A 15,726-nucleotide genomic window follows, 5' to 3' on the forward strand; every position below is an offset into this window, starting at 1 on the left:
ATAGATATGGAAAGAAGAGAATTCATTTTAAAAAATGTTCTGCCATTTCATACAGGATGGACGGTGTTGGTTATCATCCCTTCTATGGTTTTATATGGTGCTTTGTATTATTTTTTATTTGATTTCAGTGTCTCCTTAATGACAATTTTCACCCTGTTGTATTTGGGAACATGTTATTTGATTCTAAAAGCCATTTCCGTAAAAATGACCATCTGGTTTGATGATAATTATCTTTATCTGAAAAAAAACAATAATAGATATGTAAAATATGCTAAGACGGATATCATAGGATTCTGTTCATATGACTATGAGACAAAGACGCCGCAATTACGCAATTCCAAAATATATTTTAAGTTTTGTATGAAGAATACACAACATATTTATCTGCATGATATAGAGTACAGAAGCCGATATGATGAAGAGAAAGGAGCAGAATTGAGAAGACTGCTGAAAGAAACTCAAAAAGAATTGCAGTTCACAAAAATTAAGACTAAGAATAAGTTTCAGAATATATATTGGTATTCCGATCATTAAATTTGAGCTTATTTATCAGTATGAATATTGATGAATCCACCAGTAAAACTGAAATATAAACCATGAGGTTCGGATGATTTTTAAACAGCCATAAAATCAATTTTTTAACATGATATTTCCCTTTAAAGTGTAATAATTGATATTTTATTGTGAATTTTTAATTATGGTTAAAATATTTATTAATAAGTATTTGCGTTTTATGTTAACTCCATTGTCGTAGAATTACGACATAAAATCGTAGAACTACTACAATTTTTCAGATTTCTGTTCAAAAGCTTTTTTTTCAACCTGAAGGCCTTTATCTTTGTCTTACAATTATTGAATAACAAAAATATTACTAACGATTAAAATTTACAATCATGGCAGAAAGAAACTCAAGAGGAATCTTAAAATTCAACAACGGAGAAGGTCAGAAATTATTAAAAATGAACTACAGCGTATCAAGATCAACAGATGTATCAGGACGTGTAGCTTCAGACCCTTCTAACGCTCTAATCAAAGTTACAGTAGAAGCTACTGAAAAATCAGACATCCTAGAAAGCTTATTGAACGGAAAATATAAGCCAACAGTAGGAGAAATTGTTTTCAACAAATCTCACGAAGAAGGAACACTAATCACTTTGAAATGGGAAAACGGTTACGTTATCCAACATGAAGTAGATTTCGACGCAATCGACAGCAACAGTATGTTGGTAAGCTTCGTAGTAAGTGCTGAAACTATCGACTATGGTACTTCTCAGTACGCTGGACTGTGGCCTTCAGCAGGTAAATAAGCTAGCACAACAAAACTTAAAAAAACTAATGGAACAGTATACTCATAGAGTGTACTGTTCTGTTTTTTATTCAATACACGACTAAAAACTATATAAAAATGTTCAGACAAATTCTATTGATTCTCACTTTTACAATGTCAGTTGCTATCTTACAGGCACAGAATACTTCTTCTCTATACAAAGGAACAGTGAACGGAAAAATGCCGGTAACCTTATTTTTACAATCTGTAGAAAATGGTTGTGGCGGAGATCCTTATTATAATGCAATGTATCGTTACGAAAAAGTAAGCAATTGGCTACAGCTTAGCGTTACAGAAGGTATGAAACAACAGTTTGCAATGGTAGAAGAAGGTTTTACCGGGTTGATGATCTTGAAGAAAGACGGAGAAAGCATGAATGGGATCTGGATCAGTCCAGAGGGTAAAAAACAAATTCCGGTACAGCTTAAAAAAGTAAGTATAGGAAAAAAAGACATGGAAAGTTACGAGAAAAAAATGGAGCAGCTGAATTACGAAAACCATGATTGCTAATTAGAGGTTAAGGTAAAGTGTCTGGCTTTAATTACAACACACCTTAATTCATAAGAAAGATTTCCACCATTGCTCCGAAGGGGTAGAAAATCGAAGATTTGACGGGGTGGTTAAAATCCCCCAAAATAAAAACTTTCAGCACAGATAGTCAAACTATCCATTCATCTTTTCCCACTCCGTACCCTGTATCTCGCCTCAGGAATCCAACCTCAAAACTAGCAAATTATCCTCCTATTTTCTTATATTTGTTCATTATAGATAATATGGACGCAACACAAGATAAAAGGCTGTTTCTCATCGATGCTTACGCGATGATTTTCAGAGGATATTACGCACTGATAAGGAATCCGAGATTAACCAGTACTGGTTTGGATACCTCTGCCATCTTTGGCTTTACCAACTCTTTGATCGAATTGATCAGAAGAGAAAAACCAACCCATTTGGCTGTAGTTTTTGATGTAGGAAGAGCAAGCGTAAGAACCGATGATTTCGCAGACTATAAAGCTAACAGAAGTGAAACTCCGGAAGCCATCAAAATTGCAGTCCCATACATTCACAGGATTCTGGAAGGAATGCATATTCCAATTCTTGGGGTTGAAGGATATGAAGCAGATGATGTAATAGGTACCATTGCCTGCAAAGCAGAAAAAGAAGGATATACCACATTCATGGTAACACCTGATAAAGACTTTGCACAGCTGGTTACAGATAAAATCAAAATTTATAAGCCAGGATTAAAAGGTGGAGATATAGAAATTCTGGGCGTAGAAGAAGTGAAAGCCAAATATGAGATCGAAGACCCTAAACAGGTTATTGATTATCTGGCTATGATGGGAGATGCGGTGGATAATATCCCTGGATTGGAAGGGGTAGGAGAGAAAACGGCTATGAAATTCCTTAAAGAGTTTGGAAGTATTGAAAACCTGTTGGCCAATACAGATCAACTGAAAGGAAAGCTAAAAGAAAAGGTAGAAGCCTCCGCAGAACGTGGAATTTTATCAAAAAAACTAGCCACTATTATTTGTGATGTCCCTGTTGAATTCCATCAGGAACAATACGATCTTGAAACTCCTGACTTTGAAAAAGTAAAAGAAGTCTTTGAAGAGATAGAGTTCCGAAGACTGTATGAAAACCTCTATAGAGCATTTGCTCCTGCAGCTACAGAAACAGCTGTAGTAAGCGAAGTAGAAGTAAAACAGGCTGCTCCGGCAGGAACAGAAGTCAAAGGACAGGTAATGCAACTTGACCTTTTTGCTAATTTTGAAGAGTTGGATCAGGCAACCTCTACAAAATCTTCCATTGAGCATAATGACCACTTTTATCAGTTTATAGACAATCCGAAAGCTCAAAAAAAACTGGTAGACAATCTACTGAAGCAAAAAACGGTCTGTTTTGATACAGAAACCACTTCATTGAATGAGCTGGAAGCAGAACTGGTAGGAATGAGCTTCTCCTATAAAAAAGGATTGGCATATTATATTCCTTTATCCGAAAACAGAGAAGAAGTTTTGCAGACGCTTGAAATCTTCAGACCCTTTTTTGAAAAAGAAGATTTACTGAAAATTGCCCACAATCTAAAATTCGATTATAAAATATTAAAACAGTATGACATCACCGTTAAAGGAGCGATGTTTGATACTATGATTGCCCATTATCTGTTGAATCCTGACGGAAGACACGGAATGGATTATCTTTCTGAGGTATACCTGAATTATAAACCTGTTTCCATTGAAACCATTATCGGGAAGAAAGGAAAAAAACAAGGAACATTTAGGGATGCTGATCTAAGAACACAGACAGATTATGCTGCGGAAGATGCAGATGTAACCTTCCAATTATATGAACTGTTTGCTCCACAACTGAAAAAAGAAAATCTGGAAGAGCTTTTCTTCAATATTGAAATGCCTTTGATGGAAGTTCTTGCTAAAATGGAGCTTGCCGGAATTTCTTTAGATGAAAAATGGCTGGCACAGGAAAGTATTGACCTTGAAAATGATCTGAGAGAGCTGGAAAAAACAATTTTTGAACTTTCAGAAGAAGAATTCAATATGAATTCACCTAAACAGTTAGGGGAAATTCTGTTTGAAAAAATGCAGCTTGATCCAAAAGCTAAAAAGACCAAAACAGGACAGTATGCTACTTCGGAAGATGTACTTCAAAAACTGGCTTCAAAACATGAGATCATCAAACATATTCTGGAATACAGAACGTATCAGAAATTAAAATCAACCTATGTAGATGCACTGCCGTCGCAGATTGATAAATTAGACAACAGAGTACATACCAATTTCTCCCAGACTACAGCAGCTACAGGGCGTTTGGCAAGTGTGAATCCGAACCTGCAGAATATTCCGATCAGAACATTGAGAGGGCAGCAGATTCGTGGAGCCTTTGTTTCCGGAGAAGGGAAGAAGATCATCTCTGCCGATTATTCACAAATTGAACTTCGTCTGATTGCTGAAATTTCAGGAGAAGACAATATGATTAAAGCATTCCAGGACGGAGAAGATATTCACGCATCTACAGCGGCGAAGCTCTTTAAAATTCCTTTGGAAGAAGTCTCAAAAACCCAGAGAAGCCAGGCTAAAACCGTAAACTTCGGAATCATTTATGGACAGGGTGCTTTTGCTTTAGCTGAACAAACCGGATTATCCCGTACAGAAGCCAAGCAGATGATCGAAGCCTATTTCGAAACCTATCCGAAACTGAAAGAATATATGGCAGAACAGGTGAACAAAGCCCGTCAGATGGGATATGTTGAAACCATTTTGGGAAGAAAACGTCACTTAAAAGATATTAATTCCAATAATTTTGTGGTAAGAGGACACGCAGAAAGAAATGCAGTAAACGCTCCGGTACAGGGAAGCGCTGCTGATATTGTGAAAATTGCTATGATTAAAATAGATCGTGAACTGGAAGAACAGCAATTAAAAACAAAAATGCTGCTTCAGGTACATGACGAATTGGTATTCGAAGCTCCGGCTGAAGAAATTGAAGCCGCTTCAAAATTAATCAAAACCGAAATGGAAAATGCCTTGAAAACACAGGTTCCGTTATTGGTGGAAATTGGAGTAGGAGATAATTGGCTGGAAGCCCATTAATAGGTTAACTTACTTTAAAGATAAAATAAAAACTTCTGCTCATAAGCAGAAGTTTTTTGTTTTTTTAATAGAGAAGATTAACCTTTAATAAGTCTGATAATAGCTAAATCATCTGTTGGTTTCATTCCATAGCGATGTTCAAGTGTTTTCATCTTTTTGTTAAGCATCTCTTCAGAATCATTATTTGATGAATTAATCATAAGGTATTCAATAAAGTTTATACTTTCTGAATCTGTATTTTTTATTTTCGAAAAAGTAAGAATCCCATCTGTAGCAATTGAAATATCCTCTAGTTTTTCAAAAAGAATCTTTTGAGCCTGAGAAGCATACCATTCTTCAAAATTTGCATTAAGGTGATATGTGAAATAATCAGGTTTATTGTCACGATCAAACTCTGTGATTTTTCCATTGATGCAAATAACTCCATCACCAATAGATAAAATAATCCCTTTGTTGTCTGTAGCATCATAAAGTAAAATGATAAGAGTTGTTAATAGCTCCTTCTCATCCAGCATCAGATGCTTTTTTAGAAATATAATTTCATCGAACAGCCTTTTTATGATTTCCTTAAGTTGTTCATCAATACCAGATTGAATATTTTTTTCATACAACTCTCTATATCCTGTTTCGAGGATGATCTTACGAAGTATTTTACCCACTAAGGTAGAGGCAAAATGACTTTCCATAGCAGTGGAACAACCATCCATTACTGCACATACGATTTTATTAGAATTGATTTTTTTGATCAGAAGATGATCTTCACAGTGATTAGTATGATAATCACCAATTTGTAAGGAGGAATATATATTCATGAATTCGTTGAAAGATATTGTTATTTCACCAAAAAAACAATTTCCCATCCATCAATGTAATGGCTTTTCCCTGTTTATTATATTCCCAGCCAAGTTCAATGGCCTCAGTAATGTTGGATTCGATAAGACTTGGTGTTATTTTCATAGGCTCCCTTCCATAGTATTCAGCTCTGCAGAAACCCACGTTGATTAATAGAATTTGACCTTCGCTTTCATGCTGAACAGGGATTTCATAGGTAACATCATGTCTTTCAGCGGGGGAAACCTTCTTTCTTATTTTCCAATAAAATACTTCGTTTATTACAATGATCTTTCTGAGTCCTTTTTTTGCAATAGCCATGATGTATTAGTTTTAGAGAAAAACCTGACTATAAAGAAAAATACAGCCAGGTATTCTAATTTCGATAGTATTATTTAAACGTCAAATTCAATCTCGCCAATATAATACAGTTTGTTTTCTTCTCCATCCACAGAAACAGGATTAGGAATGATAAATCTGCTGGCAAAAACGATTGCGTTTACAGGAGTGTCCAGACCTAGATCATTAAGTTTCTGTTCTAAAATAGGAAGCCATTGGTCCGCATAAGAATATTCCGAGAACTTTTCAACCAATCCTAATCTTTCATCTTCAAAACCATATTCGATAAAGTCGTCATCAAACCATTTGATGTTCTGAGATTCTGCAAATTTTGAAACATATTGATCGTCATTTTCCTCTTCCAGATAATAATTTTCATCCTCTTCTACAAAAGCATAAAATTCTTCTTCATTTTTAAAATACCCCAGCCAGAAGTGAGAAATTTCTTTGTCCATAATGTATTGTTTGTTGTATAATGTATTATAATTATTTAGAATGAGTTTTTTGGGTTATCAATCTCTATCAAACTTTCGGGCCCTCATTTATTGTTGAAAAGCAGGTGTAAGATTTACTTTTCCATTTGAAAGTGTAATATTACAAAAGTTTTCTGTTACATCCCATTTTTTAAGCAGCAGTACACAAAGTCTGGGCATCAAAAATAGTTCCGTAAAATTTTTTATTGTAAATTTATTCTATTGTTAAATTTTGAAAATGGAATTTCTACAGGACCATTATGTGGTTAAGAATGAGTTGTTACTGATCTTTATTTCCGTGATCCTCGGATTACTGATAGGTGCTGAGCGGGAGTATCGTAATAAATCAGCCGGGCTTCGTACTTTTATTCTCGTTTGTTTTGGAGCCTGCCTATTTACCATCCTTTCCATCAAAATAGGCGTTGCAAATCCTGATCGTCTTGCAGCGAATATCATCACCGGAATTGGTTTTTTGGGAGCAGGAGTGATATTTAAAGGGGAAAATAAGATTGAAGGAATCACAACAGCTACCACTATTTGGGCTACAGCTTCCATAGGAATGGCCGTAGGCTCCGGATACGTGTACTTTTCCCTTCTAGGAACAGCGTTAGTGCTTATTATTCTGAGTGCTTTAACCTATCTGCAAAGCTTTATAGACAACTACAATAAGATTAGGGAATACAAAGTAGGAGTAGTGAATTCATCAGATTTAAAACATTGCGAAGAACTTTTTAAAAAACATCATTTAAAGTATCTATTAATCAAACAGCAATATACACAAGGGAATATTACAGCAACCTGGAGACTGACAGGAAAGAATACCCATCATGAAGGATTGATAAAAGACTTGGTTGATGATTCTAAAATTATAGCGTATCAGTTTTAGAATAAAGCAAAAAAATAAAGGCTTTGCCCTTTATTTTTTCTTGAATACATACAGATCCTTGTTAGGTCCGTCGATTTCTTTTCCTTCCATATCCAGTTGGATCAACTTATTTTCACCCACTTTATATTTATAATTTGCCGTTTTACCTTTTAAAGTGATAACACTTCCTGTAGCGTCCCACGTAAAAGATCCTTTATCTTCATTCTTTGATTTTCTTTCCAGATATTCTTCAGTGATGCTGAACGTTTTATCATTATTCAATGTTAATGAAGTCTTGATTCCCGGGCAGTCAGCACATGGAACTGTTGCTTCGTAAGTACCATTCCAATCCAAAGCATTTTCAGAGGTATCACCTTGAGCACTGGTTGTAGGATGAACTGTACTGTCTGCAACAGTGGGTTGAACCGTCGCTGCAGAATCTGTCCCCAAAGTTTTGGTATCTAGTGTTTCTTTTTTAGAACAAGAAGCAAGGAATAAAGCGGCTCCGATTCCAAGGATAAGTGTTTTGTTTTTCATCATAATAATCAATTTAAGTATGTTTTAAACTGGCAAACTTTAATCAAAAATTGAGCCAAGAGAATGAGTTGGAAAGATGTCAATAGTTAATAGTGAATAGCCAATTCGCTTTGCTTGTCAATTTTATATTCAGCGGCAATTCACTCTTCATTTGTGAAGCAAAATTCAGTACTGACATTTTTACCCTCGTTTTATGGGGGCTATTCCTATTTTTCTTCGTAAATTCGGGCAAAATTTTGATTATGACAAAAAAGATACTTTTATCCGTATTTCTTTTGCCGGCTGCAATGGCATTTGCACAACAATATGGAGGAATGTGGATTCCTACAGAACTGAATGAAAAGGAAATGAAGGATTTGGGAATGAAAATCTCTGCAAAAGAAATTTTCAATCCTCAAAAACCGAGCATAAAGGATGCCGTGGTACAGTTTAACGGCGGATGTACTGCAGAGATCATCTCCCCGAAGGGATTGTTACTCACTAATCACCACTGTGGTTTCGGGCAGATTCAGGCACATTCTACGGTTCAGAATGACCTTCTTTCAAATGGTTTCTGGGCCAAAAATATGAATGGCGAGCTTCCTAACCCGGGAGTAAAAGTAGATTTTATCGTAGATATAAAAGATGTAAGTTTCCAGATTTTGGAAGGAACTGATCATCTTACAGAACCTGAGCTTACTAAAAAGATCAACAATAATATTGAGGTTTATAAAAACTCTCAGAAAATTGAATCTTTCCAATCGATTATGATAAAGCCAATGTACTATGGAAACAAGTACTATGCTTATACCATCGAAACGTATAAAGATATTCGTCTTGTTGGGGCACCGCCTCAAAGTATCGGAAAATTCGGAAGTGATACAGACAATTGGGTTTGGCCAAGACATACCGGAGATTTCTCAATGTTCAGAATCTATGCAGATAAAGACAATAAACCTGCAGAGTATTCAAAAGATAACGTTCCTTACACTCCGAAACATTATTTACCGGTTTCCATCAAGGATAAGAATGAGAATGATTTTACATTTGTATTCGGATTCCCGGGAAGAACTACGGAATATCTTCCGGCAGTTGCAGTAGAAAAGATCATGACAGATATTGATCCTGCAAGAATTGCTGTCCGTGATGTTGCTTTAAAAACATTGGACGAAAAAATGCGTGTAGATAACGAAACACGTATTAAATATGCTTCCAAATATGCATCTGTAGCCAATTACTGGAAAAAGTGGATTGGTGAAGTAGAAGGATTAAAGAAATCCAATGCCGTTGAGAAAAAAGTAATGTATGAAGGTTCTCTGGTTGCTAAAAACCCTGAAGTTAAAACAACTTTAGATCAGCTGAACAAACTTTACAGCGAGCAAGCTCCTTATGCATTAAACAATGCCTATTACACGGAAGTGATAAGAAATGCAGAGACATTGAAGCTTGCAGGAGATTATTATGACTTTGTAGCCGCCGTAGAAGCTGGAAGAATGGATGAAAAGGAGCTTACGAAGCTGAAAACAAAACTTACTTCTTTCTATAAAGACTATAGCGCAGAACTTGACGCTAAAGTAACCGCAAAATTACTGGCTTTATATACTAACAAAACTGCTCCTCAGTTTTTACCGGCAGGATTCAACAAGTATAAGGATGAAAATGCCAATATCCCTGTAGTAGAAGATATGTCTAAAAACTCTATCATTACAGGTAGAACTGCCGTAAACGGAGGAACACTGACTGCAGATATTGATAAAGCATTCTCTAATCAGGATAAGCTGATTAAAACATTGAAGAAAGATCCTATCTATCAGCTTTATGTTTCTATGAAAGAGACTTACATGAAAGCAGCAGATCCACAATATACTTCACTTCAGACAAAAATTGATGCATTGCAGAAGAAGTTTATGGCTCAGCAAATGGAGACAGATAAAGACAGAAAATTCTTCCCGGATGCTAACTCTACGCTTCGTGTAACGTATGGTAAGATCAAAGGATCTGCTCCAAGAGACGCTGTTTCTTACGGATATCAGACTCATCTTGCAGGGGTAATGGAGAAATATATTCCTGGAGATTATGAATTTGATGTTCCTAAGAAATTGATCGATCTTTACAACAAAAAAGACTTCGGAATTTATAAAGACAAAACAGGTGATGTTCCTGTAGGATTTACGGCTACCAACCACACAACAGGTGGAAACTCAGGAAGTCCAACCCTTGATGCGAACGGAAACTTGATAGGTCTTAACTTCGACAGACAGTGGGAGGGAACTATGAGTGATATTAATTTCGATCCGCGTTTCAGCAGAAACATCATGGTAGATACAAAATATATCCTTTTCATCGTTGAGAAATTTGCAGATGCTAAATGGCTTGTTGATGAAATGAAAGTGATAAAATAATTTAAAAAGTTATACCTTTAAAGAATCTATTCGAATGCATTTTGAATAGATTCTTTTTATTTTTAGGATGAAGGATCAGCTCATTAATCTATTTACTGCTTTTGAAACAGATCAGTTCGGGAAAACCCTTCCGCTGGATTACTGTTTACCTGTTTATCATTGTGTTTCCGATGAAAATCTTCCCCATATCAGAAATGTGATCCAATATAAGAACACCAAGCAGTTTGAAGCGGATATAGATTGTCTTTCAAAGCATTTTCAGTGGGTAAACTGGCAGGAATTCAAAGATTTTACGTCCGGGAACTTTAAGTCTCAAAAAAAGATTGCTTTACTTACCTTTGATGATGGTTTCAGAGAATTTTATGATATTGTCGCCCCAATTCTGGAGCGTAAAGGAATTTATGCCTGCAATTTTATAAATCCGGCTTTCATTGATAATAAAGAGATCATGTTCAGATGCAAAGCCAGTCTGATTATAGAAGCTCTGAAAAAGCAAAAGTCTATATATACTGAAATATACAGCATCCTTTCTATGGGTAGTACGGCTACAACAGAAAGTCTGAAAAAGGAAATCTTAAAGATCACGTACCAGGAAAAAGACATTCTGGATCTGCTTGCTGAAAAGCTTGAAGTTGATTTTCAATCCTATTTACAAGAACACAGACCTTATCTGAGCACTGAGGAGCTGAAAAATCTAACCCATAGAGGCTTTGGAATATCTTCTCACAGCTGGGATCATCCAAAATTCGGAACTTTGTCTCTGGAACAGCAGATGGAGTCTATCAATAAAACCTTTGCTTACCTAAAGGAAAATGATTTCTTATATGACAGTTTTGCATTTCCTTTCACCGATTTCGGTGTGAAAAATAAGTTCTTTGAAGAACTTTTTAAAAATAAAGAAATATACTGCAGCTTTGGAGCAGCCGGTGTAAAGCTGGATAGTGTTAAAAAAAATTTTCAGAGAATTCCAATGGAAATGGGCGAAGGTGCAGAAAGAATACTGAAAAAAGAAATTGCTTATTTCAAATTGAAAATGCTGGTCAATAAAAATATGATTATAAGAAAATGATACAACTGAAGACATTCAATAAAAAACAACTGGAAGATTTTATATCATCCGGGGAATTCAGACAGTATGATTTCCTTCCCATCACTGAACATCGTGCCCTGTCACATATCCATAATCCAAAAGTAACAGATGAGCAGACGCTTCTTATTCTGGCTTTCTATAATGAAAAATTGGCTGGGTATTTGGGATGTTTTCCTGATCGTTTTGTACTCGATGAAAAAGTGATAAGATATGCATGGTTGAGTACTCTCTATGTAAGCGGGGAGTTTCGAGGAAAAAAAATAGCAAAAAGACTTCTGGAAAAAGCCATGGAAAGATATGAAGGACATATTGCCATTACGGAGTTTACCATAGAAGCCGAAACCCTTTATAATATAATAGGAGCTTTTGAGTATATTTTTCCTAAAAGAGGGAAGCGCTTTTACTTTAATACAGACTTAGCAACCATTATCCCCGATAAAAAACCTAAGACAAAAGTACTTAAGCCCTTTTTCTCTATTTTGGATTCTACGGCCAATTCTGTAATTTCGATGAAAAATATTTTGATCAAGAAGCCTGATTTTCATTTTGAAATTCTTGATCATATTGATGCAGAAAGTACTGATTTTATAGCCGGTTTTCAAAGCAGGAGAAATGCAAATGAAATTAACCTGTCTATAAAGTATCCATGGGTGTTGAAAGGAGAAAGAAAAGATGAAAAATATCTGTTTTCAAGCTATGCAGGAACTTTTAAATATTTCTGGATAAAAGTATATGATCATCAGAATTCCTTAACAACATGTTCTCTGTTACTTTTAAGGGATGGTTACCTTAAAATTCCGTATTTGTTTTCTAAATCAGGGATGAGGCAATTCATTGATTTTCTGAGTTATTTTATTGTTAAAAACAAAATAAAGGCTCTCACCAGTTATCAACAGGATCTTAATAAAGAAATTGAACATTCAAAAACATTTCCAAAGATCTATGAACGTGATTTTGAAAGAAGATATCTATTTAATAAACAGTTGATCCAAAGTCTTCCTGAAGGATTTAATCCGGATTATCAGGATGGAGATGGAGATTGTATGATGACGTAAACATATCAATAATCATTCATCGCTTATAAAACAAAAAAGCCGCTCAAGATCTTTATTGAGCGGCTTTTTTATTTCTAATGCCCGAAAATATCCTTCAGACTTACTTCAGTAAAGGTTCCCATTTTACTTACAGCTTCCATATTCAGGTTTTCCTTTTTACCGATAATGGCGGTGTTAAAGTCTACGGATTGAATTTCCGACTGATAAAACTGTCTGATATCTTCAAACTTCAATGCCTGGATCTGTTCAAAGATATCTTTTCTGAAATCATGGTAAATTCCCAGTTTCTTTAACCTTAAAGTATTGAAGAATATATTGCTTCTGGTTATTCTGGTAGATGCAATCTGTTTTAAAGCCGCATTTTTAGCATTCTCAAACTGAATGGTAACCTCAGGAAGTTCACTCATCAGCTCATTCATGGTATCAACTGCAATCATCAGCTTGTCCGGCTGTGTCCCAATATAGGTGGTAATATAATCAGGATGATTCAGCTCAGCATTGGCCGCATAAGAAACATAAGCAGAATAAGCTAAACTTTTGCTCTCACGGATCTCCTGGAAAACAATAGAAGACAAGCCTCTTCCAAAATACTCATTAAAAACATTCACCTTTCCAAAATAAGCCGGATTAACCATATTTCCCTTACCAATTTTGCTCATTTCCATCTGAACCATGTCATAATTAATAAAGTATACATTTCCGCCGGTAGCAGGCTCAGGGTATTGTTTCGGTTTAGGAATCTGAAGGCTCTCATTTTCAGTGTATTCACCAATATATCCTTTAAAGGCTTCAAAATCTTTTCCATAAAAGAAAATTTGGTAAGGATATTTGAATAGCTTCTTCATTCGGTCAGTGAATACTTCAGCCTTGCTGCTTTCAAGCTCTTCCTTAGAGATAATATCTGTAAAACGTGAAGTACTTCCCAATTTAGTATAATTAGTAAGTGCCGTCATGATACGGTTTTTATCCTTTTTAACAGCCTGACGGTTTTCCAGCACAGTTCCTACAAATTGGTTGTAAATATCCTGATCTGGCTGTACACGATACATCCATTGCTGAAGAAGGGCAATTCCCTTTTCAATATTTTCTTCCAGGCCGCTCAGGGAAATTAATAACTGATTATTGGTTGTTTTAAAATCATTGCTTACCCCAATTTTGAAAAATTCCTTCTTCAGATCTTCAGGAGAAAGCTCATCTGTCCCTAAATACTGAAGAAATTGAGTTGAAATTCCCAGTTCACGGTCATTATCACTTCCAAATGGGAAAATAAAATGAACCTGGGCAATATCGTTGTACTTATTCTTTACAAAACTCAATTTTTTCCCTTTAATCTCATCAGTTGCAATTTCCTTTTGGTAATCGATGAATTCAGGTTTAATATCTTCTGTTGTATCAGATAATATCTCCTTTAAAAACTCAGATTGTGCATCACGGTTAATTTTAACAGGAGTAATTCCAGGATTATCCACTCTTAATAACTTATCATTAACTCCTTTTTCTTTGTTAATAATAACATAATTGTGCTTAAAGAAGTCATTGGCAAAACTGATAATGTCTTCTTTGGTGAAACTTGCGTATTCATCCATTTCATTCAGTTCCTCTTCCCAGCTTCTTCCTTTTATATAAATGTCGTATAGGGTAGTGGCCAGGCCTTCTGCAGTTTCAAGACCTTTCATTCTCTGAAGCTTGAAGTCATTAATAATAGCAGGGAGCATCCAATCCGGGAAATCTCCCTTCTTGATAAGTTCAATTTCCTCCAGAACCATATTTGTTGCCTCTTGTAGGGTTTGGGTCTCTTTCGGAACAGCAACAATAGAAAAATAGCCATATTGTTTTAATCCTACGGAGAAAGCCTGTGCCCAAAGCATTTTCTGAGTCTGATTGATATGAAGATCCAATAAACCGGCCTCTCCTCTGTTGCTTAGAATATTCGCAACGATATCAGCAAGCATTGCTTCCCTTGTTCCATAACTATCCGTTCTCCAGGCCAGCTGAACGCGTGGAGTGGTAGGGCTTTTTACTGTTCTTTCAACAATTTCGGTAATGGGTTGCTCAATAACCGCAGTTTTTTTCGGAAGCTCTCTGTAGGGAAGCTTGCCAAAATACTGGTCTACCAACTGAATCGTTTCTTCAAAATCAATATCCCCAACCAATACTATAGCATAATTATTCGGAACATAATATTCGTCAAAATACTTATGAATGGCCTTCATAGAAGGATTCTTTAAATGTTCAGGTCTGCCCAGTGTCGTTTGCTGCCCGTTAGGATGAGTTGGAAAAAGAGCGGCCATCAGTTCATAGTTCACCAACCTTGAGTCATTATCCTGAGCCCTGTTGAATTCCTCATATACAGACTCCAGTTCCGTATGGAAAAGACGCAGAACAATTTCAGAAAACCTTTCCTTTTCTATTTTTAACCATTTTTCCAGTTCATTATTCGGAATATTGTTTTTATAAACCGTTTCATCAAACCATGTATGGGCATTGGTCCCTGTAGCACCTAGTGAGGAAATAGCTTTATCATATTCATTGGCAATAGCATACTGGCTTGCTTCCTGAGAAACTTTGTCTATCTTTTTATAGAGGTCTTTTTTCTTTTCAGCATCCTGTTCAGCTTTATGTTCTTCATAAAGGGCAGAAATCTGATCCAGAAGTTCCTTTTCTTTTTCCCAGTTCTGAGTTCCTATCTTAGACGTTCCTTTAAACATCATGTGTTCAAGATAATGAGCCAGCCCTGTATTATCTGCGGGATCATTATTACTACCCGTTCTTACCGGAATAAAAGTTTGAACTCTTGGTGCATCAAAGTTTTGAGCAAGGAAAACCTTCAGTCCGTTCTTCAGTGTGTAGCTTCTTACTTTATTTTTATCGTGGGTTACCGTAGTATATTCGTAGTGGTTTGTATCTGTATGAACCGTTTCTTTATATTTTCTGTCTGTCATATATGAATTCATTTCATCCTTATTATAGTAAGAATATAATGCAAATGTAAGCAATCGAAAAAACATAAATTCCGCTTTTATGACTATTGCATCTATTAGTATAGTTGAACAGATATATCAGGCAGAAGAAGATCCACTAATTAAGGAAGTGTGAGAAAGCATCATATCGTTCAATTATTTTTTATCAGGAGCTTGATCCCGCTATCCACTCATACTCCTCGCGCCAAAGCTAAGGCTTACGCGTGCTGCGGGGTAACCGTTGCTATCGGGGCTAG

General features: G+C 35.8%; 13 protein-coding genes. 8 read left to right on the forward strand and 5 right to left on the reverse strand.

The window, feature by feature from the left end; translation table 11 throughout:
* Positions 1 to 6 precede the first annotated feature (6 nt).
* From J2772_RS23660 to polA, 4 genes are all read left to right on the forward strand, one after another.
* Positions 7 to 534, forward strand: a complete 528-nt coding sequence (locus J2772_RS23660; RefSeq protein ID WP_209921426.1) for a hypothetical protein — start codon at positions 7 to 9, stop codon at positions 532 to 534.
* 359 nt (positions 535 to 893) lie between these two features.
* Entirely contained in the window at positions 894 to 1,307 is a 414-nt protein-coding gene (gene tssD / locus J2772_RS23665; protein ID WP_209921429.1) for a type VI secretion system tube protein TssD, read from the forward strand.
* A 98-nt stretch (positions 1,308 to 1,405) separates the two neighbouring features.
* Positions 1,406 to 1,837, forward strand: a complete 432-nt coding sequence (locus tag J2772_RS23670) for a hypothetical protein (protein WP_209921431.1) — start codon at positions 1,406 to 1,408, stop codon at positions 1,835 to 1,837.
* Between the two features lie 263 nt (positions 1,838 to 2,100).
* Complete coding sequence (polA, locus tag J2772_RS23675) at positions 2,101 to 4,938, forward strand: DNA polymerase I (protein ID WP_209921433.1); 2,838 nt, start codon at positions 2,101 to 2,103, stop codon at positions 4,936 to 4,938.
* A gap of 77 nt (positions 4,939 to 5,015) precedes the next feature.
* On the opposite strand, the gene J2772_RS23680 is transcribed toward polA, so the two are convergent.
* The 3 genes from J2772_RS23680 to J2772_RS23690 all read right to left on the reverse strand — a co-directional run bounded on the left by J2772_RS23680 (position 5,016) and on the right by J2772_RS23690 (position 6,563).
* Positions 5,016 to 5,750 carry a protein phosphatase 2C domain-containing protein gene (locus J2772_RS23680; protein ID WP_209921435.1) on the reverse strand — a complete coding sequence of 245 codons (735 nt, stop codon included), beginning with the start codon at positions 5,748 to 5,750 and terminating at the stop codon, positions 5,016 to 5,018.
* A 25-nt stretch (positions 5,751 to 5,775) separates the two neighbouring features.
* Positions 5,776 to 6,090: a hypothetical protein gene (locus tag J2772_RS23685; RefSeq protein WP_209921438.1), complete on the reverse strand. Its 315-nt coding sequence runs from the start codon at positions 6,088 to 6,090 to the stop codon at positions 5,776 to 5,778.
* Positions 6,091 to 6,164: 74 nt separating this feature from the next.
* A complete protein-coding gene (locus J2772_RS23690) occupies positions 6,165 to 6,563 on the reverse strand; it encodes an immunity 22 family protein (protein ID WP_209921441.1) in 399 nt (132 codons plus the stop codon).
* A gap of 256 nt (positions 6,564 to 6,819) precedes the next feature.
* Between J2772_RS23690 and J2772_RS23695 the strand changes: the two genes are divergently transcribed.
* Positions 6,820 to 7,467 (forward strand): MgtC/SapB family protein, encoded by a 648-nt coding sequence (locus tag J2772_RS23695; protein WP_209921444.1) that lies wholly within the window; start codon positions 6,820 to 6,822, stop codon positions 7,465 to 7,467.
* A 30-nt stretch (positions 7,468 to 7,497) separates the two neighbouring features.
* On the opposite strand, the gene J2772_RS23700 is transcribed toward J2772_RS23695, so the two are convergent.
* Positions 7,498 to 7,986 (reverse strand): copper resistance protein NlpE, encoded by a 489-nt coding sequence (locus tag J2772_RS23700; protein WP_245365321.1) that lies wholly within the window; start codon positions 7,984 to 7,986, stop codon positions 7,498 to 7,500.
* A gap of 239 nt (positions 7,987 to 8,225) precedes the next feature.
* On the opposite strand from J2772_RS23700, the gene J2772_RS23705 reads away from it, so the two are divergent.
* The 3 genes from J2772_RS23705 (at position 8,226) to J2772_RS23715 (ending at position 12,509) form a co-directional block, all read left to right on the forward strand.
* Positions 8,226 to 10,364, forward strand: coding sequence for a S46 family peptidase (locus tag J2772_RS23705; RefSeq protein WP_209921447.1), 2,139 nt, complete (start codon positions 8,226 to 8,228; stop codon positions 10,362 to 10,364).
* Between the two features lie 67 nt (positions 10,365 to 10,431).
* Positions 10,432 to 11,433, forward strand: a complete 1,002-nt coding sequence (locus tag J2772_RS23710; RefSeq protein ID WP_209921449.1) for a polysaccharide deacetylase family protein — start codon at positions 10,432 to 10,434, stop codon at positions 11,431 to 11,433.
* Positions 11,430 to 12,509 (forward strand): GNAT family N-acetyltransferase, encoded by a 1,080-nt coding sequence (locus J2772_RS23715; protein ID WP_209921451.1) that lies wholly within the window; start codon positions 11,430 to 11,432, stop codon positions 12,507 to 12,509. The genes J2772_RS23710 and J2772_RS23715 overlap by 4 nt, the downstream gene beginning before the upstream one ends.
* A gap of 74 nt (positions 12,510 to 12,583) precedes the next feature.
* Here J2772_RS23715 and J2772_RS23720 read toward each other — a convergent pair whose 3' ends face one another.
* Complete coding sequence (locus tag J2772_RS23720) at positions 12,584 to 15,451, reverse strand: M16 family metallopeptidase (protein ID WP_209921453.1); 2,868 nt, start codon at positions 15,449 to 15,451, stop codon at positions 12,584 to 12,586.
* Between the last annotated feature and the right edge of the window lie 275 nt (positions 15,452 to 15,726).

The sequence above is a fragment of the Chryseobacterium jejuense genome (assembly GCF_017877355.1).
GTDB classification, from domain to species: Bacteria; Bacteroidota; Bacteroidia; order Flavobacteriales; family Weeksellaceae; genus Chryseobacterium; species Chryseobacterium jejuense_A.

Coding starts and splice junctions, on each gene's coding strand:
- J2772_RS23685 (WP_209921438.1), bottom strand. CDS start 6,090: ATGGCTATTGCAAAAAAAGGACTCAGAAAGATCATTGTAATAAACGAA.
- J2772_RS23700 (WP_245365321.1), bottom strand. CDS start 7,986: ATGATGAAAAACAAAACACTTATCCTTGGAATCGGAGCCGCTTTATTC.
- J2772_RS23690 (WP_209921441.1), bottom strand. CDS start 6,563: ATGGACAAAGAAATTTCTCACTTCTGGCTGGGGTATTTTAAAAATGAA.
- J2772_RS23720 (WP_209921453.1), bottom strand. CDS start 15,451: ATGACAGACAGAAAATATAAAGAAACGGTTCATACAGATACAAACCAC.
- J2772_RS23695 (WP_209921444.1), top strand. CDS start 6,820: ATGGAATTTCTACAGGACCATTATGTGGTTAAGAATGAGTTGTTACTG.
- J2772_RS23715 (WP_209921451.1), top strand. CDS start 11,430: ATGATACAACTGAAGACATTCAATAAAAAACAACTGGAAGATTTTATA.
- J2772_RS23705 (WP_209921447.1), top strand. CDS start 8,226: ATGACAAAAAAGATACTTTTATCCGTATTTCTTTTGCCGGCTGCAATG.
- tssD (WP_209921429.1), top strand. CDS start 894: ATGGCAGAAAGAAACTCAAGAGGAATCTTAAAATTCAACAACGGAGAA.
- J2772_RS23710 (WP_209921449.1), top strand. CDS start 10,432: ATGAAGGATCAGCTCATTAATCTATTTACTGCTTTTGAAACAGATCAG.
- J2772_RS23660 (WP_209921426.1), top strand. CDS start 7: ATGGAAAGAAGAGAATTCATTTTAAAAAATGTTCTGCCATTTCATACA.
- polA (WP_209921433.1), top strand. CDS start 2,101: ATGGACGCAACACAAGATAAAAGGCTGTTTCTCATCGATGCTTACGCG.
- J2772_RS23670 (WP_209921431.1), top strand. CDS start 1,406: ATGTTCAGACAAATTCTATTGATTCTCACTTTTACAATGTCAGTTGCT.
- J2772_RS23680 (WP_209921435.1), bottom strand. CDS start 5,750: ATGAATATATATTCCTCCTTACAAATTGGTGATTATCATACTAATCAC.